Source organism: Comamonas sp. DB36, from assembly GCF_057914905.1.
Map to the genome: position 1 here is coordinate 1,689,262 of NZ_CP196631.1, position 26,943 is coordinate 1,716,204.

Below are 26,943 nucleotides of genomic sequence, written 5' to 3' on the forward strand. Positions count from 1 at the left end.
CCACAACCACCGTATAGCACCGTAAGAACTGCGCCCTGCAATCCCGGGAAGCTGCGATGTTCGTTAGCGAATGTTAATGAATGTTATGGGCTGTTGTCTCTATGACATGGGCTAGCTTTTGGAAGCAAATATTAACAATGTGTGTGCTACGCTTGCAGATGAAACCATCCGGATGGGGTGGTGTGCGAAGTGGCAACACCATCAGCACGGCGACTTCATGTGCAAGGTTATGCGTAAAGAACACCGGTCGGAAGCCGGCGGCTCCGCCTTGCTCACGTGGAAAGGACATCTCCATATGCGCTGTTTTGTCTAGTCAAAGTCTGTGTCACAGCTGGCCTGTGTCACTGCAGATCAATTTCTGGCGGCTGCCTGTACGGTTGGCTCGCTCGCTGCGTCACCCGACCAGCATCGCCGATGGCAGGGGCGCGCGCAGCGCCGCTGCTGTCGGAATCGCAGGATCTTCCCGTGGATCTTCTGTTTCGACTGGATGCACAGGCTGCGTCCGTCGTGTGTAAAAACGGTTTCCAGCCGGAAGCGCAGCCGCGCGTTCCCGCATGCTCATCGGATCTTTGCGTAGTCACGCAAGCTCTGGCATTGCCCGGTCGGAACCAACCATCAAGGGTATGAAAATGAAGTTCAAGCAGATTGCACAGGCCGTCGCATCTTTGGGTATGGCATCGTGGGCTGTGTCCGGCATGGCGCAGACGGCGCTGACGGCGCAGCAGGTGAATGGGCAGGGCGCAGCGCTGCAGTCGGTCGTGGAAAAGGTGCTGATGACGCATCCCGAGATCCAGGTTCGATTCCAGGATCTGACCTCCACCCTGGAAGGCCAGAATGTGGCGCGTGGCGCGCTGCGTCCGCAGGTCACGGCCCAGGGCTGGGTAGGCCGCGAATGGCGCAGCAACTCCGAAGGCGGCTCCGACACCGACTGGAATCGCCCGGGCTGGAACGTGCAGTTGCGCCAGATGATTTTCGACGGCTTCACCACCAGCAGCGGCGTGCGCCAGCTGGGCTTCGAGAAGCTCTCCAAGTTCTACGACCTGCGTGCGACCACGGAAACCCTGGCCAACGAGGCCGTGGGCGCCTATCTCGATGTGCAGCGCTACCGCGAAATGGAACGCCTGGCACGCGACAATTTCGCCACGCACCAAGTGACCCTGGGCCAGCTGCGCGAGCGCCAGCAATCGGGTGTGGGCCGCGGCGTGGATCTGGAGCAGTCGAGCGGCCGCGTGTCGCTGGCCCAGTCCAACCTGATGACCGAGACCAACAATCTCAATGACGTGATGCAACGCTATCGCCGCGTGGTGGGCGAGTACCCGCCGGCGGAAATGGCACCCGTGCCCGACGTCACCGACCGTCTGATCGTGCCTGCGGTGTCGCGCGATTTTGGCGACGCGCTGCGCGCCAATCCCCAGTTGCTGTCCAAGCAGGCCTTGCTGCAGGCCGCCGAAGCCGGACAGAAGGCCGCCAAGGGCGCGCATCTGCCCAAGGTCGAGTTCGTGGCTTCCACGGGCCGCGATCGCGAGCAGTCGACGCCCGCATTCTGGAATCAGCAGACTTCGCGCGTTCAGGTCATGATGACCTACAACCTGTCGCGCGGCGGCGCCGATGAAGCCCGTCTGCGCCAGACCATTGCCCAAGGCTACGCCGCCCACGATCTGCGCGACTACACCTGCCGCAATCTGCTGCAGGAGATGTCCATCACCTGGAACAACATCGCGCGACTGCGCCAGCAGACGCCGTTCCTGCAGGAGCATGTGCTGTCCACCTCTAAGGTGCGCGTGGCCTACCAGCAGCAGTTCAAGATCGGCCAGCGTTCGCTGCTCGATCTGCTCAACACCGAAAACGAGCTGTTCGATGCCGAGCGCGCGCTGGTGAATGCACAGTACGATCTGAAGAAGGCCGAATACCAGTGGCTTATGCTGTCCAGCGAGATCCTGCCCGTGCTGGGCCTGGCCCAGCCGCATTCGACCAGCCGTCCCGAAGAGCAGCAGGTGCTGGTGCTGCCTGACGACATGCTGCGCAGCTGCAATGCGGCCGTGCCTGATACTTCCAACCTGAGGCCGGTGTCCCAGCAGGTCTCGTTGAATGAGGCACCGGTGCAGACGGCGCAGGCCCAGGCGCAGACACCGGTTTCCCTGCGCATGACGCGCCGCGTCGCAGTTCCTTAGCCTGAAAGAGCGCCGTATGGACAAAAGCAATCTGCCCCCCGTAGATGATTCCTCCAAGAAGGAGTTGTCCGCGCTCGACGCGGACTTCATCCGCGTTCTCGAGGATCTGATCGAGGCCTTGCTGGCCAACGGCACGTTGCGGCTGACCGATCTGCCCCCGCACGCGCTGGAGAAGTTGAGCCAGCGCAAGCGGGTGCGCCAACGCGTGCGCAACTCGCTGGATTTGATCGATGATGATGAAGAGCTTTTGTAGCTGGATGGGCGACGATGTCTAAATCGGAATACGAAACACCGCAGTATCCATTGGGCGCAGCCGCCAGGGCGCAGGCGCTGTTGAATGAGGCGGACGCGGATGCTGCGGCCTCCGGGGCCGGAGATCGCGGCCCGGCCGCGCCCCGGACGGCGGGTGTTCCGCCAGCGCACGAGACGCATTCCGATCCGCTGCTCGACTGCCTCGTGCAGCTGACCCATCTGCACGGCAAGCCCTATACCGCGCAGGCGCTGAGCAACGGCCTGCCGCTGGTCGACCAGCGCCTCACGCCTTCGCTGCTGGCGCGCGCCGCGGCGCGCGCGCATTTCACGACGCGCATCGTGCAACGCGGGCTTGAAGACCTTCCCGATGGCCTGCTGCCCGCGATACTGATCCTCAACGGCAACCGTGCCTGCCTGCTGCTGCGCACGCTGCCCGAAGGCCGCTTTCTGCTGCAGTACCCCGAGAGCAACAGTCCGGTCGAAGTCGACCGCCAGACCTTGCACCGCGACTACGCGGGACTGATGTGCTTCGTGCGCCCGCAGTTCCAGTTCGAGCAGCGTTCGGTGCAGGAGGGCCTGAAGCCGCGCAGCGGCCACTGGTTCTGGGCCGTGGTGCTGGACAACCGGCGCCTGTACCGCGACGCGCTGCTGGCCGCGGTGCTGATCAACATCTTCGCGCTGGCCATGCCCTTGTTCAGCATGAACGTCTATGACCGCGTGGTGCCCAACAACGCGGTGGAGACGCTGTGGGTGCTGGCCATAGGCATCTCGCTGGTGCTGATCTTCAACTTCGTGCTGACCACGGCGCGTGCCTATGTCGTCGATTCGGCGAGCAAGCGCGTCGATGTGCAGCTGTCGGCGCAGATCATGGAGCGCGTGCTGGACCTGCGCATGGAAAGCCGGCCAGCGTCGGTGGGCTCGTTCGCGGCCAACCTGCGCTCGTTCGAGTCGGTGCGCGACTTCATTGCCTCGGCCAGCCTGACCACTCTGGTGGACCTGCCGTTCGTGCTGCTGTTCCTGCTGGCGCTGGTCTGGATTTCGCCCTGGATGCTGCTGCCACCGCTGGTGGCGATCGCCGCGATCCTGCTGGTGTCGTTCTGGGCGCAGGCGCGCATGGAAAGCCTCACGCTCAAGACCTTCCAGGCGGCGTCGCAGCGCAATGCCTTGCTGGTCGAATCGCTGACCAATCTCGAAGCCCTCAAGACGCTCAACGCCCAAAGCGGCGTGCAGCGCCTGTGGGAAGGCTCCACCCAATACCTTGCCTACATGGGCGGCAAGATCAAGTTCATTTCGTCGGGAACGGTGAACTTCGTGCAGACCATGCAGCAGCTGGTGAGCGTCGCCGTGGTGATCATAGGCGTGTACCAGGTGCAGGACTCCGCGCTGTCGATGGGCGGCATCATCGCGGCGTCGATGATTGCGGGGCGCTGCCTGGCACCGTTCGGCCAGGTGGCCGGGCTGATGATGCAGTTCCACAATGCGCGCACGTCGCTGCATTCGATAGACAACTATATGAAGATGCCTGTCGAGCATGCTCCCGACGCCGAGTTCGTCGCGCGGCCCGACCTGCGCGGCGCCATCGAGTTCCGCAATGTCAGCTTCAACTATCCGGGCAGCGCGCAGGCCAGCCTCTCGGGCGTGAGCTTTTCCGTCAAGGCCGGCGAGCGCGTGGGCATCATAGGCCGCATAGGCTCGGGCAAGACCACGTTGGAAAAACTGGTGCTGGGCCTGTACCAGCCCACCGACGGTGCGGTGCTGATCGACGGCGTCGACGCGCGCCAGATCGACCCCGTGGATCTGCGCCGCGCGATCGGCCATGTGCCGCAGGACCCGATGCTGTTCTATGGCAGCTTGAAATACAACCTGCTAGTGGGTGCGCCGCATGCGGGCGAGCGCGAGATGCTGCATGCCGCGCGCATTGCAGGCGTCGACGAGTTTGCCGCCCAGCATCCCAACGGCTACGCGATGAACATCGGCGAGCGCGGCGAGTCGCTTTCGGGCGGCCAGCGCCAGTCGATTGCGGTGGCGCGGGCGCTGATCAACGATCCGCCCATGCTGCTGCTCGACGAGCCCAGCAGCAATCTGGACAACCAGAGCGAAGCCCAGCTCAAGCGCCGCCTGCAGGAAGCCTCCGCAGGCAAGACCATGCTGCTGGTGACGCACCGCACGGCGCTGCTGACGCTGGTGGACCGGCTGATCGTGATTGACGGCGGGCGCATCGTTGCCGACGGCCCCAAGGACCAGGTGATCGAAGCCTTGAAACAGGGCCGCATCGGCGGCACGGGAGGCCGGTCATGAGCGAGAACAAGCCAATGCCAGAGGCAAAACCGCCAAGGAAGCCGGGACCGGTCAAGTCCGCGCTGCAGGCGCGCTGGAGCAAGCTCGAGCGCTGGATGCTCGACGGCAGCGAAGCCGTGGGAACGCACCAGAGCGATGATCTCAAGGCCGATGCGCAGTGGGCTGCGGGCCAGCAGCAGGCGCGCGGTTCGCGGCTGCTGATCTGGGCCGCGCTGCTGTCGGTGCTGGCGCTGCTGGTCTGGGCGACTTTCGGGCGCATAGACGAAGTGGTGCGCGGCCAGGGCAAGGTGGTGCCTTCGCGCCAGGTGCAGGTGGTGCAAAGCCTCGACGGCGGCATCGTGCAGGAGCTGCTGGTGCGCCCGGGCGAGCGCGTCGAAAAGGACCAGGTGCTGCTGCGCATCGATCCGACGCGCTACAGCTCGTCGCTGGGCGAAAACCGCTCCGAACTGCTGTCGCTGCAGGCCAAGGCCGCGCGCCTGCAGGCGCTGGCCTCGGGTGAGACTTTCAAGGTCGCGGCCGAGCTGCAGACCGCGGTGCCGCAGGTCGTGGAGCAGGAGCGCAGGCTGTGGGAGACTCGCACGCAGGAGCTCAACGCCACCGTCAACATCGCGCGCGACCAGTTGCGCCAACGCCAGCAGGAACTGCGCGAGAACCAGGCCAACCGCGACCAGTCGGCGTCGAGCTGCAGCCTGACATCCGAAGAGCTGAACGTGACGCGGCCGCTGCTCAAGAGCGGCGCGGTCTCCGAAGTCGATCTGCTGCGCCTGCAGCGCGATGTCGCGCGCTTTTGCGGCGAGGCGCGTGCCGCGACGGCGCAGATGGGCCGCATCCAGGCCGCGATCCAGGAAGCCGAGCGCAAAATCCAGGAGACCGAACTGACGGCGCGCAACCTGGCGCGCGCCGAATTGTCGGAGACACGCGCCAAGCTCGGCACGCTCGAGCAGGGCCAGGTGGCGCTGGAAAACCGCGTGCGCCTGGCGGAAGTGCGCTCGCCCGTGCGCGGCACCGTCAACACGCTGATGGCCAACACCGTCGGCGGCGTGGTGCAGCCGGGCAAGGACATCCTGGATATCGTGCCGCTGGACGATACGCTGCTCATGGAAGTGCAGGTCAATCCGCGCGACATCGGTTTCCTGCACCCGGGCCAGCAGGCCGAGGTGAAGTTCTCTGCCTATGACTTCGCGATCTATGGCGGCCTGCAGGGCAAGGTCGAGCAGATCGGCGCCAACACCATCACCGACGAGAAGGGCAATTCCTTCTATGTGGTGAAGGTGCGCACCGACCGAGCGGATGTGGGCGACAACTCGCGCCCCATCATTCCCGGAATGCAGGCCGAAGTGCACATTCTCACCGGCAAGCGCACGCTGATGCAGTATCTGCTCAAGCCTATCTTGCGTACCAAATCCAATGCGTTGACCGAGCGGTAGTTCATGTCCAGTTCCTCACCTGAAACCATCCCAATGAATGCACAGCCCGTGCTGATGCTGACCCAGGATGCCACGCTGTGGCAGGGTTGGCGGCAGATCGCGGGGCCCGAATGGATGCCTGCGCGCGGCCAGAGCCTGGCCGATCTGCAGCGCTGGAAACAGCAGGGCCGCCGCCTGGTCGTGCTCGACGCCGCGTTGCCCCAGCTGCCTGCAAGCAACGACGCCGACTGGGGCCGCCTGCTGCAGGGCGTGCAGGTGCTGGTGCTCAGCAACCGGCCCGGCGACGAGGAGGGGCGCCAGTTGCTGGCCAAGGGTGCCTGCGGCTATGCGCATGCGCAGTCCAGTGCCCAATCGCTGTCGCAGATATTGCAAAGCCTGTCGGCCGGCAACATCTGGCTGGGCCGCTCGCTGCTGCAGCGTCTGCTGCGCGACGTGGACGCGCGCCTGCCCGAGCCCGAAAACCATTGGGCCGACGCGCTGTCGCCGCGCGAGCAGGAAGTGGCGCGCTATGCATCGCTGGGTGAAAGCAATGCGGCGATCGCCGAGCGCATGTCGATAGGCGAGCGCACCGTGCGCGCGCATCTGTCGGCCATCTTTGAAAAGCTGCAGGTCGAAGACCGGCTGATGCTGGCCCTCAAAGTCCACGGAATAGGACGCAAGCAGTTGGCTTGAGCGCTGATCTGTCGCCTGTCAAACCCAGATTCCACTGCGGCGGGACCTGGGTTTTTTTATGTCCGGCGCAGCGCGGAACATCGCCCGATTGGCCGCGACGCCAATAGATGTTTTGCCCGCCGGCTCCTACCATCTCTGTAGAAATATCGGAGGAAGACCGTCGGGCGCTTCCTCTCCACCGACTGGAGTCTCAGATCATCATGGCAGCGCAAACCGTTCTCGTTACCCAACTCACCGGCCAGGCTTGGATTCGTAACACCGATGGCACTCTGACCGCCATCCATGAAGGCATGCGCATCGCCGCGGATGCCGTGATCGTGACTTCGTCGGGCGGTTCGGTGCAGTTGCAGGCCGACGGCCAGCCACCGTTGATCGTGGGCGAGAACCAGGAAGTGCTGCTCACGGCCGATCTGGTGGCGCCGCCCCAGCCCCAGGAGGCCGCGATCGCCGCGCCGCCGGCGACCGAAATCGACCAGATCATCGCCGCCATCAACGCCGGTCAGGATCCGTTCGACACCCTGGACCCCACGGCCGCGACGCTCAGCGGCGGCAGTGAAGGCGGCAGCACTTTCGTGCGCCTGGCCAGTGTCGTGGAAGCCACGGCACCGCTGAATCTCGCTTTTGACCGTACCGGTGCGGGTCCGGCCGACACGCTGTTCGCAGCGGATGGCGCGGCTGCGCCGGCCACTCCCGATACCAATCCGGATATCGGCTCGGTGCTTGAAGATGCCTTGCCGCTGACCGGCAATCTGCTGACCAATGACACGCTCGGCGATGGCTCTCTGGCCCAGCACAGCGTGCTGCTCAGAGGCGGCAGCCAGGGCCAGTTCGGTCAGATCACCTTGAATTCGGACGGCAGCTACAGCTACCAGCTCGACAACGCCCTGCCAGCGGTGCAGGCGCTGGCCGCGGGCGAGACGCGCACGGAGACCTTCACCTATGAACTGGTCGATCGCAATGGCGCGAGCTCGATCAACACGCTGACGATCACCATCATCGGCACCAATGACGCGCCCACGCTTTCGGGCGAAGCGACCGTGGCTGTCCAGGAAGACCAGACCACCGCGGTGAGCGGACAACTGGTTGCCGCGGATGTCGATGTCGGCGACACGCAGACCTGGAGCGTGAACAACGGCGGCCAGGGCCAGTACGGCAGCTTCACCGTGGACCAGACCGGCAAGTGGACCTATGTTCCCGGCGCGGGCAATGCACAGGTGCAGGGACTCAAGACAGGCGAGCAGCTCACCGACACCATCACCGTCACCGTCAGCGACGGCAAGGGCGGCAGCGCGACCCAGACCGTCACCGTGGTCATCGAAGGTGCGGACGACGCCGCGATCATCACGCCGGCGGCGCCCGGTTCCGACCTGGGACGGGTGCAGGAAGATGTGACGCTGACCACCAGCGGCAAGCTCGATGTGACCGACCCGGATGCGGGTCAGGCGGTGTTCGTTGCCCAAGTCGCTGCGGCCGGCCAATACGGCAGCTTCAGCGTCGATGCCAGCGGCAACTGGAGCTTTGCGCTGGACAATGGCGGCGAAACGGTACAGGCCCTGGGCGCAGGCGAAACGGTGACCGAGACTTTCACGGTCACTACCGCCGACGGAACCAAGGGCAGCGTGGTCATCACCATTGTTGGCACAAACGACCAACCCGAATTGTCGGGTGCGCTCACGGGCACAGTGACCGAGAACGGTATCCAGACGGCCATAGGCCAGATGATCACCACCGATGTGGATGCCAAAGATACGCACAGCTACAGCGTCATCGGCAACGCCACAGGCACCTATGGCAGTTTCAGCGTGGACGCCAATGGCCAGTGGACGTATCAACTCGACAACGACGCGGCCCAGCCGCTGCGCGCGGGTGAAACCCGCACTGAGACCTATCAGGTCCAGGTCAGCGATGGCCAGGGAGGCGTGGATACCCAGACGGTAACCATCACCATCAATGGCGCTGACGTGAGCGCGATCATTACGCCGGCTGTTCCTGGCGCGGACAGGGGCGCAGTGACCGAAGATGGGCAGTTGAGCGCGGTTGGAAAACTCAATGTGGTCGATCCCGACGAGGGGCAGGCCGTGTTCGTTGCGGTGACGGCAAGTGCCGGCCAGTACGGCAGTTTCAGCATCGATGTCGATGGCAACTGGAACTATGCGCTGAACAACAACAGCCCCCTGGTGCAGTCACTTGGCACGGGCGAGACGCGCACCGAGTCCTTCACGGTCACGACCGCCGACGGGACCACGGGCAGCGTGGTCATCACCATCAATGGAACGAATGACCAGCCAGTGTTGTCGGGTGCCTTGACGGGCACCGTGACCGAGGACGGCACTCAGACCGCGATAGGCCAACTGGCCACCACCGATGTGGATACCCGGGATACACATAGCTATAGCGTGGTGGGCAGTGCCACAGGAACCTACGGCAGCTTCAGCGTCAATGCCAGCGGCCAATGGGCCTACCAGCTCAACAACGCCGCAGCCCAGCCCCTGAACGCGGGCGAAACGCGCACCGAGACCTATCAGGTCCAGGTCAGCGATGGCAAGGGTGGCGTGGATATCAAGGACATCACGATCACCATCAACGGCACCGACGAAGGCGTCGTGGTGGTTCCCGGCATTCCGGGCAACGATGCGGGTGCCGTACAGGAGGACGTCACGCTGCAAGCCGGCGGCAAGCTCGAAGCAACGGATCCGGATGCGCCTGCCGTGGTGTTTGTGCCGCAGACCAATGTGGCAGGCCAGTACGGCAGCTTCAGCGTGGACGCGAGTGGCAACTGGACGTTTGCGCTGAACAACAGTGATGCCAAGGTGCAAGCCCTGGCGGCCAATGAAACGCGCAGCGAGACTTTCACGGTCACTACCGCTGACGGCGCCGCAAGCAGCGTGGTCATCACCATCACCGGCAGCAACGACGCGCCGACGATCACCGGCACGGCGGCGGCCACCATCAGCGACAGCACGGCCAGCATCTCCGGCGATCTGAACCCTTCCGATGTGGATGCGGGCGACACGCACACCTGGAGCGTGGGCACGCCCCAAGGCCAGTACGGCAGCCTGACGGTCGATGCCGACGGCAAGTGGACCTATGAGCTGGACAGCGCCAAGGTCAAGGATCTGCCCGACGGCCAGAAGGTCACCGACACCATCACCGTGACGGTGACGGACAGCCACGGCGCGACGGGCACGAAGGACGTGGTCATCACCATCAATGGCAGCGGCAACAATACGCCGACCATTGGCGGTGCCGCCACGGGCGAAGTCACCGAAGACATCAAGCTGTCGGTGCAAGGCGCGCTGACCATCAGCGACCCGGACGCAGGCCAGTCGACGTTCGTGGCGCAAAGCGCTGTCACCACGACCTATGGCAAGTTCAGCATCGATGCCAGCGGCAACTGGAACTACGAGCTGAACAACACCCTGGCCGCAGTCCAGGCACTGGGCCTGGGCCAGACCTTGACGGAAACCCGTGAAGTGTTCACCGCCGACGGCACCAAGACCAGCGTGGTGATCACCATCACCGGCAGCAACGACGCGCCGACGATCACCGGCACGGCGGCGGCCACCATCAGCGACAGCACGGCCAGCATCTCCGGCGATCTGAACCCTTCCGATGTGGATGCGGGCGACACGCACACCTGGAGCGTGGGCACGCCCCAAGGCCAGTACGGCAGCCTGACGGTCGATGCCGACGGCAAGTGGACCTATGAGCTGGACAGCGCCAAGGTCAAGGATCTGCCCGACGGCCAGAAGGTCACCGACACCATCACCGTGACGGTGACGGACAGCCACGGCGCGACGGGCACGAAGGACGTGGTCATCACCATCAATGGCAGCGGCAACAATACGCCGACCATTGGCGGTGCCGACACGGGCGAAGTCATCGAAGACGACAAGCTGTCGGTGCAAGGCGCGCTGACCATCAGCGACCCGGATGCAGGCCAGTCGACGTTCGTGGCGCAAAGCGCTGTGACCACGACCTATGGCAAGTTCAGCATCGATGCCAGCGGCAACTGGAACTACGAGCTGAACAACACCCTGGCCGCAGTCCAGGCACTGGGCCTGGGCCAGACCTTGACGGAAACCCGTGAAGTGTTCACCGCCGACGGCACCAAGACCAGCGTGGTGATCACCATCACCGGCAGCAACGACGCGCCGACGATCACCGGCACGGCGGCGGCCACCATCAGCGACAGCACGGCCAGCATCTCCGGCGATCTGAACCCTTCCGATGTGGATGCGGGCGACACGCACACCTGGAGCGTGGGCACGCCCCAAGGCCAGTACGGCAGCCTGACGGTCGATGCCGACGGCAAGTGGACCTATGAGCTGGACAGCGCCAAGGTCAAGGATCTGCCCGACGGCCAGAAGGTCACCGACACCATCACCGTGACGGTGACGGACAGCCATGGCGCGACGGGCACGAAGGACGTGGTCATCACCATCAATGGCAGCGGCAACAATACGCCGACCATTGGCGGTGCCGCCACGGGCGAAGTCATCGAAGACGACAAGCTGACCACGGGCGGCAAGCTGGACATCACCGATCCCGACGCGGGCGAAGCGGTGTTCCAGCCGCAGACCGGCACCGCCGGCGATTACGGCAGCTTCAAGGTCGATGCCAACGGCAACTGGACCTACACGCTGACCAACACCAACCCGGCGGTGCAAGCCCTGGGCGTGAACGAGACGCTGAGCGAAGCCTTCACTGTCAAGAGCGCCGATGGCACGACGCATACCGTCAACATCGTGATCAACGGCACGAACGATGTGCCTGAAGTGACGGGCCCGGTGATCGGCGCGGTCACCGAAGACGGCACGACCACGGCCAGCGGCCAGCTCGAAGCCACCGATGTGGACAAGAACGACACCCTGACCTGGGAAGTGACGGGCTCGGCCACGGGCAACTACGGCACGATCGCCATCGACCAGAGCGGCAAGTGGACCTACACCCTGGACGACGACAAGGCTGCGGCCCTGACGTCCAAGGACAAGCCTGTGGAGTCGTTCACGGTCACCGTGAGCGATGGCCATGGCGGCACGGTCACCAAGACCATTGACATCACCGTCAATGGCGCGGACAACGGCGCTACCATCACGCCGCATGTTCCTGGCGACGACCAGGGCACGGTCACCGAAGACACCAAGCTCTCCACGGGCGGCAAGCTGGACATCACTGATCCCGATGCGGGCGAAGCCGTGTTCCAGCCGCAGACCGATGCTGGCGGCACCTACGGCAAGTTCTCCATCGATGCCAACGGCAACTGGACCTATACGCTGACCAACACCAACCCGGCGGTGCAAGCCCTGGGCGTGAACGAGACGCTGGGCGAAGCCTTCACGGTCAAGAGCGCCGATGGCACGACGCATACCGTCAACATCGTGATCAACGGCACGAACGACGTGCCTGAAGTGACGGGCCCGGTGATCGGCGCGGTCACCGAAGACGGCACGACCACGGCCAGCGGCCAGCTCGAAGCCACCGATGTGGACAAGAACGACACCCTGACCTGGGAAGTGACGGGTTCGGCCACGGGCAACTACGGCACGATCGCCATCGACCAGAGCGGCAAGTGGACCTACACCCTGGACGACGACAAGGCTGCGGCCCTGACGTCCAAGGACCATCCCGTTGAAACCTTTACCGTCACCGTCAGCGACGGCCATGGCGGCACGGTCACCAAGACCATTGACATCACCGTCAATGGCGCGGACAACGGCGCGACCATCACGCCGCATCTGCCGGGCGACGACCAGGGCACGGTCACCGAAGACACCAAGCTCTCCACGGGTGGCAAGCTGGACATCACCGATCCCGACGCGGGCGAAGCGGTGTTCCAGCCGCAGACCGATGCCGGCGGCGATTACGGCAGCTTCAAGGTCGATGCCAACGGCAACTGGACCTATACGCTGACCAACACCAACCCGGCGGTGCAAGCCCTGGGCGTGAACGAGACGCTGAGCGAAGCCTTCACGGTCAAGAGCGCCGATGGCACGACGCATACCGTGAACATCGTGATCAACGGCACGAACGATGTGCCTGAAGTGACGGGCCCGGTGATCGGTGCGGTCACCGAAGACGGCACGACCACGGCCAGCGGCCAGCTCGAAGCCACCGATGTGGACAAGAACGACACCCTGACCTGGGAAGTGACGGGTTCGGCCACGGGCAACTACGGCACGATCGCCATCGACCAGAGCGGCAAGTGGACCTACACCCTGGACGACGACAAGGCGCAAGCCCTGACGTCCAAGGACCATCCCGTTGAAACCTTTACCGTCACCGTGAGCGACGGCCATGGCGGCACGGTCACCAAGACCATTGACATCACCGTCAATGGCGCGGACAACGGCGCGACCATCACGCCGCATGTTCCTGGCGACGACCAGGGCACGGTCATCGAAGACACCAAGCTCTCCACGGGCGGCAAGCTCGATGTGACCGATCCCGATGCAGGCCAGGCGGTGTTCGTGGCGCAGAACGATGTCGCCACCACCTACGGCAAGTTCAGCATCGACGCCAACGGCACCTGGACCTACAACCTGACCAACACCAACGCGGCAGTCCAGGCACTGGGCGCCGGTCAGACCCTGACCGAAACCCGTGAAGTGGTGACGGCCGACGGCACCAAGACCAATGTCGTGATCACCATCAACGGCACGAACGATGTTCCCACCTTGGGCGCGGGCGTGAGCGCGGTGACCGAAGATGTGGCGGTGACGAACGGCAAGCTGTCGACTTCGGGCACGGTCTCGATCTCTGACATCGACACCGGCGAAAGCAGCTTCAAGGAAGGTGCAGTGTTCAACGGCAGCGGCACGGCGCTGGGCACGCTGGTGTTCAACACCAACGGCAGCTACAGCTACTCGGTCGACAACAGCAAGGTCCAGTACCTCAAGACCGGTGAGTCGGTGGTGGAGACGTATACCGTCACCAGCAAGGACGGCTCGGCGACCAGCACCATCAAGATCACCATCAATGGTGCGGACAACGGCGCGACCATCACGCCGCATGTTCCTGGCGACGACCAGGGCACGGTCACCGAAGACACCAAGCTCTCCACGGGCGGCAAGCTGGACATCACCGATCCCGACGCGGGCGAAGCGGTGTTCCAGCCGCAGACCGATGCCGGCGGCACCTACGGCAAGTTCTCCATCGATGCCAACGGCAACTGGACCTATACGCTGACCAACACCAACCCGGCGGTGCAAGCCCTGGGCGTGAACGAGACGCTGGGCGAAGCCTTCACGGTCAAGAGCGCCGATGGCACGACGCATACCGTGAACATCGTGATCAACGGCACGAACGATGTGCCTGAAGTGACGGGCCCGGTGATCGGTGCGGTCACCGAAGACGGCACGACCACGGCCAGCGGCCAGCTCGAAGCCACCGATGTGGACAAGAACGACACCCTGACCTGGGAAGTGACGGGTTCGGCCACGGGCAACTACGGCACGATCGCCATCGACCAGAGCGGCAAGTGGACCTACACCCTGGACGACGACAAGGCGCAAGCCCTGACGTCCAAGGACAAGCCTGTGGAGTCGTTCACGGTCACCGTGAGCGACGGCCATGGCGGCACGGTCACCAAGACCATTGACATCACGGTCAATGGCGCGGACAACGGCGCGACCATCACGCCGCATGTTCCTGGCGACGACCAGGGCACGGTCACCGAGGACACCAAGCTCTCCACGGGCGGCAAGCTCGACATCACCGATCCCGATGCGGGCGAAGCCGTGTTCCAGCCGCAGACCGGCACCGCCGGCGATTACGGCAGCTTCAAGGTCGATGCGAACGGCAACTGGACCTACACGCTGGCCAACACCAACCCCGCGGTGCAAGCCCTGGGCGTGAACGAGACGCTGGGCGAAGCCTTCACGGTCAAGAGCGCCGATGGCACGACGCATACCGTCAACATCGTGATCAACGGCACGAACGACGTGCCTGAAGTGACGGGCCCGGTGATCGGCGCGGTCACCGAAGACGGCACGACCACGGCCAGCGGCCAGCTCGAAGCCACCGATGTGGACAAGAACGACACCCTGACCTGGGAAGTGACGGGCTCGGCCACGGGCAACTACGGCACGATCGCCATCGACCAGAGCGGCAAGTGGACCTACACCCTGGACGACGACAAGGCGCAAGCCCTGACGTCCAAGGACAAGCCTGTTGAAACCTTTACCGTCACCGTGAGCGACGGCCATGGCGGCACGGTCACCAAGACCATTGACATCACGGTCAATGGCGCGGACAACGGCGCAACCATCACGCCGCATCTGCCGGGCGACGACCAGGGCACGGTCACCGAAGACACCAAGCTCTCCACGGGCGGCAAGCTGGACATCACCGATCCCGACGCGGGCGAAGCCGTGTTCCAGCCGCAGACCGGCACCGCCGGCGATTACGGCAGCTTCAAGGTCGATGCGAACGGCAACTGGACCTACACGCTGACCAACACCAACCCCGCGGTGCAAGCTCTGGGCGTGAACGAGACGCTGGGCGAAGCCTTCACGGTCAAGAGCGCCGATGGCACGACGCATACCGTGAACATCGTGATCAACGGCACGAACGACGTGCCTGAAGTGACGGGCCCGGTGATCGGCGCGGTCACCGAAGACGGCACGACCACGGCCAGCGGCCAGCTCGAAGCCACCGATGTGGACAAGAACGACACCCTGACCTGGGAAGTGACGGGCTCGGCCACGGGCAACTACGGCACGATCGCCATCGACCAGAGCGGCAAGTGGACCTACACCCTGGACGACGACAAGGCTGCGGCCCTGACGTCCAAGGACAAGCCTGTGGAGTCGTTCACGGTCACCGTGAGCGATGGCCATGGCGGCACGGTCACCAAGACCATTGACATCACGGTCAATGGCGCGGACAACGGCGCGACCATCACGCCGAATGTTCCCGGCGCGGACCAGGGCACGGTCACCGAAGACACCAAGCTCTCCACGGGCGGCAAGCTGGACGTGACCGATCCCGATGCAGGCCAGGCGGTGTTCGTGGCGCAGAACGATGTCGCCACCACCTACGGCAAGTTCAGCATCGACGCCAACGGCACCTGGACCTACACCCTGACCAACACCAATGCGGCAGTCCAGGCACTGGGCGCCGGTCAGACCCTGACCGAAACCCGTGAAGTGGTGACGGCCGACGGCACCAAGACCAATGTCGTGATCACCATCAACGGCACGAACGACGTTCCCACCTTGGGCGCGGGCGTGAGCGCGGTGACCGAAGATGTGGCGGTGACGAACGGCAAGCTGTCGACTTCGGGCACGGTCTCGATCTCTGACATCGACACCGGCGAAAGCAGCTTCAAGGAAGGTGCGGTGTTCAACGGCAGCGGCACGGCTCTGGGCACGCTGGTGTTCAACACCAACGGCAGCTACAGCTACACGGTCGACAACAGCAAGGTCCAGTACCTCAAGACCGGCGAGTCGGTGGTGGAAACCTATACCGTCACCAGCAAGGACGGCTCGGCGACCAGCACCATCAAGATCACCATCAACGGTGCGGACGATGGCGCCGTGATCACGCCGAATGTTCCCGGCGACGACCAGGGCACGGTCACCGAAGACACCAAGCTCTCCACGGGCGGCAAGCTGGACATCACTGATCCCGACGCGGGCGAAGCCGTGTTCCAGCCGCAGACCGGCACCGCCGGCGATTACGGCAGCTTCAAGGTCGATGCCAACGGCAACTGGACCTATACGCTGACCAACACCAACCCGGCGGTGCAAGCCCTGGGCGTGAACGAGACGCTGAGCGAAGCCTTCACGGTCAAGAGCGCCGATGGCACGACGCATACCGTCAACATCGTGATCAACGGCACGAACGACGTGCCTGAAGTGACGGGCCCGGTGATCGGCGCGGTCACCGAAGACGGCACGACCACGGCCAGCGGCCAGCTCGAAGCCACCGATGTGGACAAGAACGACACCCTGACCTGGGAAGTGACGGGTTCGGCCACGGGCAACTATGGCACGATCGCCATCGACCAGAGCGGCAAGTGGACCTACACCCTGGACGACGACAAGGCGCAAGCCCTGACGTCCAAGGACAAGCCTGTGGAGTCGTTCACGGTCACCGTGAGTGACGGCCATGGCGGCACGGTCACCAAGACCATTGACATCACCGTCAATGGCGCGGACAACGGCGCGACCATCACGCCGCATCTGCCGGGCGACGACCAGGGCACGGTCACCGAAGACACCAAGCTCTCCACGGGTGGCAAGCTGGACATCACCGATCCCGACGCGGGCGAAGCGGTGTTCCAGCCGCAGACCGATGCCGGCGGCACCTACGGCAAGTTCTCCATCGATGCCAACGGCAACTGGACCTATACGCTGACCAACACCAACCCGGCGGTGCAAGCCCTGGGCGTGAACGAGACGCTGAGCGAAGCCTTCACGGTCAAGAGCGCCGATGGCACGACGCATACCGTCAACATCGTGATCAACGGCACGAACGATGTGCCTGAAGTGACGGGCCCGGTGATCGGCGCGGTCACCGAAGACGGCACGACCACGGCCAGCGGCCAGCTCGAAGCCACCGATGTGGACAAGAACGACACCCTGACCTGGGAAGTGACGGGCTCGGCCACGGGCAACTACGGCACGATCGCCATCGACCAGAGCGGCAAGTGGACCTACACCCTGGACGACGACAAGGCGCAAGCCCTGACGTCCAAGGACAAGCCTGTGGAGTCGTTCACGGTCACCGTGAGCGACGGCCATGGCGGCACGGTCACCAAGACCATTGACATCACCGTCAATGGCGCGGACAACGGCGCGACCATCACGCCGCATGTTCCTGGCGACGACCAGGGCACGGTCACCGAAGATACCAAGCTCTCCACGGGTGGCAAGCTGGACATCACCGATCCCGACGCGGGCGAAGCCGTGTTCCAGCCGCAGACCGGCACCGCCGGCGATTACGGCAGCTTCAAGGTCGATGCCAACGGCAACTGGACCTACACGCTGACCAACACCAACCCGGCGGTGCAAGCCCTGGGCGTGAACGAGACGCTGGGCGAAGCCTTCACGGTCAAGAGCGCCGATGGCACGACGCATACCGTCAACATCGTGATCAACGGCACGAACGACGTGCCTGAAGTGACGGGCCCGGTGATCGGCGCGGTCACCGAAGACGGCACGACCACGGCCAGCGGCCAGCTCGAAGCCACCGATGTGGACAAGAACGACACCCTGACCTGGGAAGTGACGGGCTCGGCCACGGGCAACTACGGCACGATCGCCATCGACCAGAGCGGCAAGTGGACCTACACCCTGGACGACGACAAGGCTGCGGCCCTGACGTCCAAGGACAAGCCTGTGGAGTCGTTCACGGTCACCGTCAGCGACGGCCATGGCGGCACGGTCACCAAGACCATTGACATCACGGTCAATGGCGCGGACAACGGCGCGACCATCACGCCGCATCTGCCGGGCGACGACCAGGGCACGGTCACCGAAGACACCAAGCTCTCCACGGGTGGCAAGCTGGACATCACCGATCCCGACGCGGGCGAAGCGGTGTTCCAGCCGCAGACCGATGCCGGCGGCGATTACGGCAGCTTCAAGGTCGATGCCAACGGCAACTGGACCTATACGCTGACCAACACCAACCCGGCGGTGCAAGCCCTGGGCGTGAACGAGACGCTGAGCGAAGCCTTCACGGTCAAGAGCGCCGATGGCACGACGCATACCGTGAACATCGTGATCAACGGCACGAACGATGTGCCTGAAGTGACGGGCCCGGTGATCGGTGCGGTCACCGAAGACGGCACGACCACGGCCAGCGGCCAGCTCGAAGCCACCGATGTGGACAAGAACGACACGCTGACCTGGGAAGTGACGGGTTCGGCCACGGGCAACTACGGCACGATCGCCATCGACCAGAGCGGCAAGTGGACCTACACCCTGGACGACGACAAGGCGCAAGCCCTGACGTCCAAGGACCATCCCGTTGAAACCTTTACCGTCACCGTGAGCGACGGCCATGGCGGCACGGTCACCAAGACCATTGACATCACGGTCAATGGCGCGGACAACGGCGCGACCATCACGCCGCATGTTCCTGGCGACGACCAGGGCACGGTCACCGAAGATACCAAGCTCTCCACGGGCGGCAAGCTCGACGTGACCGACCCCGACGCGGGCGAAGCGGTGTTCCAGCCGCAGACCGGCACCGCCGGCGATTACGGCAGCTTCAAGGTCGATGCCAATGGCAACTGGACCTACACGCTGACCAACACCAACCCGGCGGTGCAAGCCCTGGGCGTGAACGAGACGCTGGGCGAAGCCTTCACGGTCAAGAGCGCCGATGGCACGACGCATACCGTCAACATCGTGATCAACGGCACGAACGATGTGCCTGAAGTGACGGGCCCGGTGATCGGCGCGGTCACCGAAGACGGCACGACCACGGCCAGCGGCCAGCTCGAAGCCACCGATGTGGACAAGAACGACACCCTGACCTGGGAAGTGACGGGCTCGGCCACGGGCAACTACGGCACGATCGCCATCGACCAGAGCGGCAAGTGGACCTACACCCTGGACGACGACAAGGCTGCGGCCCTGACGTCCAAGGACCATCCCGTTGAAACCTTTACCGTCACCGTCAGCGACGGCCATGGCGGCACGGTCACCAAGACCATTGACATCACGGTCAATGGCGCGGACAACGGCGCGACCATCACGCCGCATGTTCCTGGCGACGACCAGGGCACGGTCATCGAAGACACCAAGCTCTCCACGGGCGGCAAGCTCGATGTGACCGATCCCGATGCAGGCCAGGCGGTGTTCGTGGCGCAGAACGATGTCGCCACCACCTATGGCAAGTTCAGCATCGGCGCCAACGGCACCTGGACCTACAACCTGACCAACACCAACGCGGCAGTCCAGGCACTGGGCGCCGGTCAGACCCTGACCGAAACCCGTGAAGTGGTGACGGCCGACGGCACCAAGACCAATGTCGTGATCACCATCAACGGCACGAACGACGTTCCCACCCTGGGCGCGGGCGTGAGCGCGGTGACCGAAGATGTGGCGGTGACGAACGGCAAGCTGTCGACTTCGGGCACGGTCTCGATCTCTGACATCGATACCGGCGAAAGCAGCTTCAAGGAAGGTGCGGTGTTCAACGGCAGTGGCACGGCGCTGGGCACGCTGGTGTTCAACACCAACGGCAGCTACAGCTACACGGTCGACAACAGCAAGGTCCAGTACCTCAAGGCCGGTGAGTCGGTGGTGGAAACCTATACCGTCACCAGCAAGGACGGCTCGGCGACCAGCACCATCAAGATCACCATCAATGGTGCGGACGATGGCGCCGTGATCACGCCGAATGTTCCCGGCGCGGACCAGGGCACGGTCATCGAAGACACCAAGCTCTCCACGGGCGGCAAGCTCGATGTGACCGATCCCGATGCAGGCCAGGCGGTGTTCGTGGCGCAGAACGATGTCGCCACCACCTATGGCAAGTTCAGCATCGATGCCAACGGTACCTGGACCTACAACCTGACCAACACCAACGCGGCAGTCCAGGCACTGGGCGCCGGTCAGACCCTGACCGAAACCCGTGAAGTGGTGACGGCCGACGGCACCAAGACCAATGTCGTGATCACCATCAACGGCACGAACGACGTTCCCACCTTGGGCGCGGGCGTGAGCGCGGTGACCGAAGATGTGGCGGTGACGAACGGCAAGCTGTCGACTTCGGGCACGGTCTCGATCAACGATATCGACACCGGCGAAAGCAGCTTCAAGGAAGGTGCAGTGTTCAACGGCAGCGGCACGGCGCTGGGCACGCTGGTGTTCAACACCAACGGCAGCTACAGCTACGCGGTCGACAACAGCAAGGTCCAGTACCTCAAGACCGGTGAGTCGGTGGTGGAGACGTATACCGTCACCAGCAAGGACGGCTCGGCGACCAGCACCATCAAGATCACCATCAACGGTGCGGACGATGGCGCCGTGATCACGCCGAATGTTCCAGGCGCGGACCAGGGCACGGTCATCGAAGACACCAAGCTCTCCACGGGCGGCAAGCTGGACGTGACCGACCCCGATGCAGGCCAGGCGGTGTTCGTGGCGCAGAACGATGTCGCCACCACCTATGGCAAGTTCAGCATCGATGCCAACGGCACCTGGACCTACACGCTGACCAACACCAACGCGGCAGTCCAGGCGCTGGGCGCCGGTCAGACCCTGACCGAGACCCGTGAAGTGGTGACGGCCGACGGCACCAAGACCAATGTCGTGATCACCATCAACGGCACGAACGATGTTCCCACCTTGGGCGCGGGCGTGAGCGCGGTGACCGAAGATGTGGCGGTGACGAACGGCAAGCTGTCGACTTCGGGCACGGTCTCGATCTCTGACATCGACACCGGCGAAAGCAGCTTCAAGGACGGCGCGGTGTTCAACGGCAGCGGCACGGCGCTGGGCACGCTGGTGTTCAACACCAACGGCAGCTACAGCTACACGGTCGACAACAGCAAGGTCCAGTACCTCAAGGCCGGCGAGTCGGTGGTGGAAACCTATACCGTCACCAGCAAGGACGGCTCGGCGACCAGCACCATCAAGATCACCATCAATGGTGCGGACGATGGCGCCGTGATCACGCCGAATGTTCCCGGCGCGGACCAGGGCACGGTCATCGAAGACACCAAGCTCTCCACGGGCGGCAAGCTCGACGTGACCGATCCCGATGCAGGCCAGGCGGTGTTCGTGGCGCAGAACGATGTCGCCACCACCTATGGCAAGTTCAGCATCGATGCCAACGGCACCTGGACCTACACGCTGACCAACACCAACGCGGCAGTCCAGGCACTGGGCGCCGGTCAGACCCTGACCGAAACCCGTGAAGTGGTGACGGCCGACGGCACCAAGACCAATGTCGTGATCACCATCAACGGCACGAACGATGTTCCCACCTTGGGCGCGGGCGTGAGCGCGGTGACCGAAGATGTGGCGGTGACGAACGGCAAGCTGTCGACTTCGGGCACGGTCTCGATCTCTGACATCGACACCGGCGAAAGCAGCTTCAAGGAAGGTGCGGTGTTCAACGGCAGCGGCACGGCGCTGGGCACGCTGGTGTTCAACACCAACGGCAGCTACAGCTACACGGTCGACAACAGCAAGGTCCAGTACCTCAAGGCCGGCGAGTCGGTGGTGGAAACCTATACCGTCACCAGCAAGGACGGCTCGGCGACCAGCACCATCAAGATCACCATCAACGGTGCGGACGATGGCGCCGTGATCACGCCGAATGTTCCCGGCGCGGACCAGGGCGCGGTCACCGAAGATACCAAGCTCTCCACGGGCGGCAAGCTCGACGTGACCGATCCCGATGCAGGCCAGGCGGTGTTCGTGGCGCAGAACGATGTCGCCACCACCTATGGCAAGTTCAGCATCGACGCCAACGGCACCTGGACCTACAACCTGACCAACACCAACGCGGCAGTCCAGGCACTGGGCGCCGGTCAGACCCTGACCGAAACCCGTGAAGTGGTGACGGCCGACGGCACCAAGACCAATGTCGTGATCACCATCAACGGCACGAACGACGTTCCCACCTTGGGCGCGGGCGTGAGCGCGGTGACCGAAGATGTGGCGGTGACGAACGGCAAGCTGTCGACTTCGGGCACGGTCTCGATCAACGATATCGACACCGGCGAAAGCAGCTTCAAGGAAGGTGCAGTGTTCAACGGCAGCGGCACGGCGCTGGGCACGCTGGTGTTCAACACCAACGGCAGCTACAGCTACACGGTCGACAACAGCAAGGTCCAGTACCTCAAGACCGGTGAGTCGGTGGTGGAAACCTATACCGTCACCAGCAAGGACGGCTCGGCGACCAGCACCATCAAGATCACCATCAATGGTGCGGACGATGGTGCCGTGATCACGCCGAATGTTCCCGGCGCGGACAAGGGCACGGTCACCGAAGACACCAAGCTCTCCACGGGCGGCAAGCTCGACGTGACCGATCCCGATGCAGGCCAGACCGTGTTTGTGGCGCAGAACGATGTCGCCACCACCTATGGCAAGTTCAGCATCGACGCCAACGGCACCTGGACCTACAACCTGACCAACACCAACGCGGCAGTCCAGGCACTGGGCGCCGGTCAGACCCTGACCGAAACCCGTGAAGTGGTGACGGCCGACGGCACCAAGACCAATGTCGTGATCACCATCAACGGCACGAACGATGTTCCCACCCTGGGCACGGGCGTGAGCGCGGTGACCGAAGATGTGGCGGTGACGAACGGCAAGCTGTCGACTTCGGGCACGGTCTCGATCAACGATATCGATACCGGCGAAAGCAGCTTCAAGGACGGCGCGGTGTTCAACGGCAGCGGCACGGCGCTGGGCACGCTGGTGTTCAACACCAACGGCAGCTACAGCTACACGGTCGACAACAGCAAGGTGCAGTACCTCAAGGCCGGCGAGTCGGTGGTGGAAACCTATACCGTCACCAGCAAGGACGGCTCGGCCAGCACGACCATCAAGATCACCATCAACGGTGCGGACGATGGCGCCGTGATCACGCCGAATGTGCCTGGCGCGGACAAGGGCACGGTCATCGAAGACACCAAGCTCTCCACGGGCGGCAAGCTCGACGTGACCGATCCCGATGCAGGCCAGGCGGTGTTCGTGGCGCAGAACGATGTCGCCACCACCTACGGCAAGTTCAGCATCGACGCCAACGGCACCTGGACCTACAACCTGACCAACACCAACGCGGCAGTCCAGGCACTGGGCGCCGGTCAGACCCTGACCGAAACCCGTGAAGTGGTGACGGCCGACGGCACCAAGACCAATGTCGTGATCACCATCAACGGCACGAACGACGTTCCCACCTTGGGCACGGGCGTGAGCGCGGTGACCGAAGATGTGGCGGTGACGAACGGCAAGCTGTCGACTTCGGGCACGGTCTCGATCAACGATATCGATACCGGCGAAAGCAGCTTCAAGGAAGGTGCGGTGTTCAACGGCAGCGGCACGGCGCTGGGCACGCTGGTGTTCAACACCAACGGCAGCTACAGCTACACGGTCGACAACAGCAAGGTCCAGTACCTCAAGGCCGGTGAGTCGGTGGTGGAAACCTATACCGTCACCAGCAAGGACGGCTCGGCCAGCACGACCATCAAGATCACCATCAACGGCACCAACGATGTGCCGACGCTGGGCTCGGGCACGGGTTCCGTGACGGAAGATCTGAATGTGGTGGACGGCAAGCTGGTCGCCTCCGGCACTGTGTCGATCTCGGATGCCGACACCGGCGAAAGCAGCTTCAAGGAAGGTGCAGTGTTCAACGGCAGCGGCACGGCGCTGGGCACGCTGGTGTTCAACACCAACGGCAGCTACAGCTACTCGGTCGACAACAGCAAGGTCCAGTATCTCAAGGCCGGAGAATCGCTGGTGGAGACGTATACCGTCACCAGCAAGGACGGCTCGGCCAGCACGACCATCAAGATCACCATCAATGGAACCAACGAAGCTCCGGTGGTGCAAGCCGTTTCAGGCACAGCGCCCGAAGACAACATCGTGACTGTCGTGCTGCGCGGCACGGACGCCGATGGCACGGTGGCGAGCTTCCAGCTTGCCAGCCTGGCGGCCAACGGCACGTTCTACAAGGATGCTGCCGGCACGGATGTGCTGAAGCTGACGGATGTGTTGACCGCGGCCGGCGACGGTACGGCGAAGATCTACTTCAAGCCCGCGGCGGACTGGAGCGGAACGACCACTTTCGACTACAACGCCAAGGACAATCTGGGCCAGGTCTCGACCAGCCCGGCGACGGGCACCGTCACGGTGACTCCGGTGGCTGACACGCCTGTGGTCAATGTCCAGGTGGGCAGCGGCTCGGCACCGGTGACGACATCGATTACCGCCAGCACCGTGGGCACGGCCAGTGCGGGCCATACCGTGACGGCGAAAAATGCCGATGGCGGCAATGCCTCCGTCAGTATCGTCACCGGGACGAACCACGATGGTTTCGGCGTTTCGGGGGCGATCACCACCAACACGGCGGCTGCTTCGGAGGAACTTGCGGGCAACGGCAGCAAGTCCGAATCGCTGACCATCGCCTTCAACGTGCCGGTCACGAAGATCACCGTGCAGTTCGCCTGGCTGGCCAGCGGCGAGCAGGCGCGCTATGTGATGTATGACGAAGCCGGAAATGTGATCAAGACGGCGACGGTGCAAGGCGTGACCGACACCGTCGACGAGCAGTTCTCGCTGACTGCGCCAGTGGGCACGACGATAGGCAAGATCGTGTTCGACGCGCCGCGCAACGGCGACGACTATCTGATCCACAAGGTCACCTACACCACAGCCACCACCTATCCGCTGACCATCACCGCCGATCCGCGCGATGTAGACCATTCGGAGACCATCTCCAAGGTGGTCGTCGAAGTGCCAGCGGGTGTGACGCTGTCTGTGGGCACACAGATCGATGCCACGCACTGGTCCTTGCCATTGACCAGCAATGGCAGCTACGCGGTAAGCGTCGATGCAGCCACCAAGGCGATCACGATCACGGGACTGAAGATGACGGTTCCCGAGAATGTCAGCGTGGGTGAAGTGAAGGTGGTGGCCACGGCCTCGGACGGCTCCAGCACGGCCGAAGGGTCCTATACCTATCACGGTGTGCCGGTGGCGAATGACGATACGGCGACGGCGACGTTGACCTCGAGGAGCGTGACGGCGGCGTCGACGCAGACGACGCTGGCGAATTTTTCGACGGGTGAGACCAATGCATGGAAATATGCCAGCGACACACGGGTGGATAAGGACACCGCCGATTTCTCGACCAATGCGATCCTGAAGTCCGACACGACCAAATGGCTGTCCAGCTCCCTCAACAACTCGACGTTGGACGCCCAGATCAGCTCCAATGCGCTGGTTCTGATGGACAACAACGGCCGTGCCTTGGGCGATGCGCAACTGGCGACTCCGGTCTACACCTCCACGGTGGCTGGAACCACGCTGCAGTTCAAGGTGACGGCGCTTGCCAACATGACGAATTCCAGCGATTGGGCGAGCTGGTCGCTCTACAAGAGCACAGACGGCGGAGTCAACTGGGCCGCGCAGCCGGTGCAAAGCGCGCTGATCACGGGGGCCGCCACCATCACCACGAGCGCGCTCGATGCGAACGCCACCTATCGCATTGTCTTGACCGTGCATGAAGGCAGTAGCAATAACAACGACGCCGCTGTGACGTTCGATGATTTCGTAGCCATCGTCCCCGGCGCGACATCCATCCAATGGACCAGCTCGCCCATCAACGGCTCGGTCACGGCCAATGACACCCTCGGCACGCTGGGCGAAACCTCGACGCTGTCGGTGTTCAATGGTTCGAGCTGGGTCAGTGCCTCGGCTGGCGGCACCACGGTGAACGGCAGCTACGGCACGCTGGTGCTCAAGAGCGATGGTTCCTATACCTACACACCGACGGCCAGCGCCGCGGGTGCGGGCAAGGTCGATCACTTCGAGTACAAGCTGACCCAGGCCGATGGCGACAGCGCGACCGCGAATCTCGACATCAACATCGAGGCAACGGGTCCGGGCGCGCCGAGCACCTTGTCCGCACGCATGGCGCTGACCAGCACCGAGACCAGCGAGCATGAAGTGCACAGCACCTCGTCCAGCGACACGCTGCTGGGTACGGCCGACGACGACCTGTTTGTCTGGCACCAGGGTGATGCCGGCACGGTTGCCAGCCCGGTCACGGATGTGGTCAAGAACTTCGGCGCCGCGGGCAACGACAAGCTGGATCTGGCCGATCTGCTGCAAGGCGAAGAGGCCGCGAACGATCTGAGCAAGTACCTGCATCTCGAGACCCGCACCGAAGCCGATGGCAAGACCATCGATACGGTGATCAATGTCTCGACGGCCGGCACGCTGGATGCGGCAGGCAACGGCTTCAACCAGCAGATTCTGATCGAGGGCGTGAACCTCACCGGTACCAGCCATGATCAGAACACCATGATCAAGGAGCTGATCGAGCAGGGCAAGCTGAAGATCGACCACAGCGGCAGCTGATGACAAGCGCCATGGGACCGACGGCCCCATGGCGCCGCGCGGGCGAGGGCCTTGCGCCCA

At 63.7% G+C, this 26,943-nt stretch carries 6 protein-coding genes; all 6 read left to right on the plus strand.

Features of this window, described 5'->3' with window-relative positions:
• The first annotated feature begins 629 nt into the window (after window positions 1–629).
• Window positions 630–2,171, plus strand: coding sequence for a TolC family outer membrane protein (locus ACSVDO_RS08000; protein WP_332537174.1), 1,542 nt, complete (start codon window positions 630–632; stop codon window positions 2,169–2,171).
• A gap of 16 nt (window positions 2,172–2,187) precedes the next feature.
• Entirely contained in the window at window positions 2,188–2,424 is a 237-nt protein-coding gene (locus ACSVDO_RS08005; protein WP_332537173.1) for a hypothetical protein, read from the plus strand.
• Between the two features lie 14 nt (window positions 2,425–2,438).
• Window positions 2,439–4,721 carry a type I secretion system permease/ATPase gene (locus tag ACSVDO_RS08010; RefSeq protein ID WP_489595756.1) on the plus strand — a complete coding sequence of 761 codons (2,283 nt, stop codon included), beginning with the start codon at window positions 2,439–2,441 and terminating at the stop codon, window positions 4,719–4,721.
• A 14-nt stretch (window positions 4,722–4,735) separates the two neighbouring features.
• Window positions 4,736–6,148 carry an HlyD family type I secretion periplasmic adaptor subunit gene (locus ACSVDO_RS08015; RefSeq protein ID WP_489595758.1) on the plus strand — a complete coding sequence of 471 codons (1,413 nt, stop codon included), beginning with the start codon at window positions 4,736–4,738 and terminating at the stop codon, window positions 6,146–6,148.
• Between the two features lie 33 nt (window positions 6,149–6,181).
• On the plus strand, window positions 6,182–6,820 hold the full coding sequence (locus ACSVDO_RS08020; RefSeq protein WP_489595760.1) for a response regulator transcription factor: 639 nt from the start codon (window positions 6,182–6,184) through the stop codon (window positions 6,818–6,820).
• A gap of 200 nt (window positions 6,821–7,020) precedes the next feature.
• Window positions 7,021–26,883: a VCBS domain-containing protein gene (locus ACSVDO_RS08025; protein ID WP_489595762.1), complete on the plus strand. Its 19,863-nt coding sequence runs from the start codon at window positions 7,021–7,023 to the stop codon at window positions 26,881–26,883.
• Window positions 26,884–26,943: the final 60 nt, after the last annotated feature.